A 3016-nucleotide genomic window follows, 5' to 3' on the forward strand; every position below is an offset into this window, starting at 1 on the left:
TCGGCTGCGACTTCGCCCAAGGTTACCTCCTGGACCGTCCGCTGCCGATCACGGCGCTGGCTGAGAGGTGGCTCGCCTCGTCGGATGACGCAGGCACGCCGACGGGCGTCGTCCTGCCACTGAGAGTTGGCCGGGCCTGAGCAGGCCTGCGACTCCGGTGCTTGGCCGATTCCAGCATGAACTTGGGTGGCAGCGGTCCGCCGATTCAGCTCCCGCCAGGTTTCGGGCTCCGGATGACGGAATGCGATGTCGCGGCCCCGCCCGGGCGACCTCCCCCCGGCCCGACGCTCCGGCCGCACCGACGCCCCGTCGAGGAAGCCTTTCGGTTCCCGTTGGCTCACCCGCACTGCGCAACAGGGCCCCGGAAAGGGAACTTGCGCCATACTCGGCGTGCCTGTCGCTGCCCAGCCAGCGTCCCAGGCAACGTTCAGGCCTGGGCATTAGCCCACAGCCCGCTCGCGCGCATCCTCGCCGGTCCGCTGCGACAGGGCCTCGAGCAGCTGGCGGAAACGCTCGTCCACTGGATCCTCTCCGGTGGGCAGAGGAAAGGCCCAGAGCAGGCCCGGTCGGATTACCTGCTCAAGGCAGACATCAGGCTCGGAGTGCTCGGGAGGCATCGCGGAATGCCAGGAAGCGAAGCGCGGCATGGTCGTCCCCTCATGTCGCAGTTGTCGGGCCAGCGCTGTCTCCCGAACCCTTCCACCGCAGTGCCACTCCTGCTGCGAGAGATTCGCAGGAGAGGTACCGACGATCGTCAGGGGAAGGCCGTCTCACCATGGCAAGGGCAAGCCCTGCGGCGAGGCCGACATATCAAAGCAACAGCACTCGCTCCATTCACGGTTCCCTGACGAAACACCGCGCAGAGCAAATGGTTCTAGCTCGCCTCGCTGACTCCACGGCTCTGTGACATCGGAGCAAGGGTCGTCCGGGGAGAGGCGGCCTCTCCGCCTGCGGATGCAGGGCCTGCATCACCTGGAGCTGGCCCAGATGCGTATGGCCAAGAGCCAGATCGTGACCCCTGTGGCCGGATATGGCGGAGCCGGCTCCCGGGACCCGGGATCGTAGGGAACCAGGGAAGAGGGCGAAGGCTCGTAGAGGAGCAGGTCCATGAGCGTGTCCAGCCCTCCACCCCGTCGCCGGTGAACAGGCCCTGGCCGCAACAGGCGACCCGCGGCCAGGGCTCCGGTCGTCACCACGGCGAAGCGGCCGCGCCGCCGAGGTGCCATCTGGCAGCGCGTGCCGCGGGAGCTGCCCGGCCGAGTCCAAAAGGTCGCCCGAACCTCTGTCATCCCGCACGGCTATGCGAACGCAGGGCCTCTGCCAAAGGTTTACGGAGCCAGGGCTAGGCTCCGGAGCCTCGGCATCACGTGATCCTGGCACGGTACTAGCGGCGCCCCAGGCCCGTGAAGCTCAGCCATGTCGAGGCGGCCCCAGCCCCCGCCATGCCCGCTGAAGCGATCACGCCCAGCAGCGAACTCTGCAGCGACCAGTAGACGATGCCGGCGTAGCCGCCGGCGATCCAGAAAGCCAAGAGGAGGCACAGGAGCCCTACCCGGACCACAGGAAGGAACGGGTGAGAGTGGGAGGCCTGCTCCCGGAACATGTCTGGCATCGTTGCAGTGTCCAAGTCACGGTCTTCCAGGGACTCGTAAAGGGCCATGTCGGTCGTCCTCTTGCTACAAGTGCACGGCCTTAAAGGTCGTAGCCTTGGCCCAGGGTTGCTAAACTTCCGACCGACGTGGCAGAAGGGTGCCACTTCCGAGCACGAGAAGCGGCCGTCGGCTGTCCAGGCGGGAACCGGCCACTCCTTGAGGAACGCGTTTCCGCTAAGCTCGACAGGTTTGAGGCGGGTGGTACGACCGAACGTCGTGGAACGCGTTCGGGACAGGCTACTTGGCGACGCGATGCGCCTGTAGGGTCCCCCTGCCTCTGGACAGCCTGCCAGCCCCTCAGACAACGGATGCCGCCGACGGACTCATTCCCGTCATGTGCGGCAGCCGAGCCCAACCGGCGGCATGGCCTGGATGGCATGAGGGCCACGATGACGGGGAGACTCCTGTCTCAACGCCTCCGTCAAATCATGGCTGACTTGGCGCCGTTCAAGCCGAGATGAACTCGACCGCCCCCGGACCGATGAGCGCCGCGGTCAGGCGACCGGTCGCATAGGCGCCGGTGTCCACCCCGATTCGACCTGACTCCGCCACAGGCTCGGGCAGGATCGTGTGCCCGTGGACGACCCACACGCCGTCGCTGCGGGGCCGCGCCATGAAGTCGGGATGCCCCCAGAGCAGCACGTCCTCGTCCTGGTCCTCAAGCGGGTGAGCCGGGTCGGCGCCGGCATGGACGACGGCCACATTACCGCTCCGGCAGCCCAGGGGGCGGGCCCGGATCCAGCGGATCAGTTCCTCCCCCATCGCATCGACCAGCCGGTCGCGGGCATCGCGCAGCATCTCGGGCCCAGCGCTCGTCACGACTCCACCCACCCCGAAGCTCGCCAGCGTCTGCAGGCCGCCATTCCAGAGCCATCGCGGCCCGCGACGCTCGGGCTCGTCGAGGAACTCGAGGAGCATCGCCTCGTGATTGCCCATGAGGCAGAGTACGTCGCCCCGGCCGGCGAGGCGACGCAGGACGCCGGCGCTGTCCTCCCCGCGGTCCACCACGTCGCCCACGGCAATGACCTGGTGCTCCGGCGCCTCCGCGGCGATGCGGTCGAGAAGGCGGGCAAGGCGGGAGTCGCAGCCATGGACGTCGCCGATGACGGCCAGAGGAAGCTCCGGCGCGAGGGGCGCGCCGAAGATGGCAGGGCCCGTGGGCGCCTCGCGGCCAAGGAGGCCCAGAAATCTTTTCATGCCGCCATTCTCCGATGCGTCGGTCCGCATCCCACTACCTCCGTCATTTGCTTGCTCGGCCCCGATACGGCAAGGGGCCTGAAGGATGGCCAGACCTCTTGCGGGCGGCCCCGCCACTGCCCATGACGGGTCCGGAGCCCCGCCCTGAGGATCCGGCCCCCGTGACA

General features: G+C 68.1%; 3 protein-coding genes. 1 reads left to right on the forward strand and 2 read right to left on the reverse strand.

From position 1 onward, the window contains the following. Window positions 1–623: 623 nt before the first annotated feature. A complete protein-coding gene (locus tag AC5JLB_RS21660; protein WP_495875898.1) occupies window positions 624–848 on the forward strand; it encodes a hypothetical protein in 225 nt (74 codons plus the stop codon). A gap of 536 nt (window positions 849–1384) precedes the next feature. Here AC5JLB_RS21660 and AC5JLB_RS21665 read toward each other — a convergent pair. Then, window positions 1385–1660 (reverse strand): hypothetical protein, encoded by a 276-nt coding sequence (locus AC5JLB_RS21665; protein ID WP_495875899.1) that lies wholly within the window; start codon window positions 1658–1660, stop codon window positions 1385–1387. A gap of 439 nt (window positions 1661–2099) precedes the next feature. After that, on the reverse strand, window positions 2100–2879 hold the full coding sequence (locus AC5JLB_RS21670; protein WP_495875900.1) for a metallophosphoesterase family protein: 780 nt from the start codon (window positions 2877–2879) through the stop codon (window positions 2100–2102). Window positions 2880–3016 lie beyond the last annotated feature (137 nt).

Source organism: Myxacorys chilensis (genome assembly GCF_059505265.1).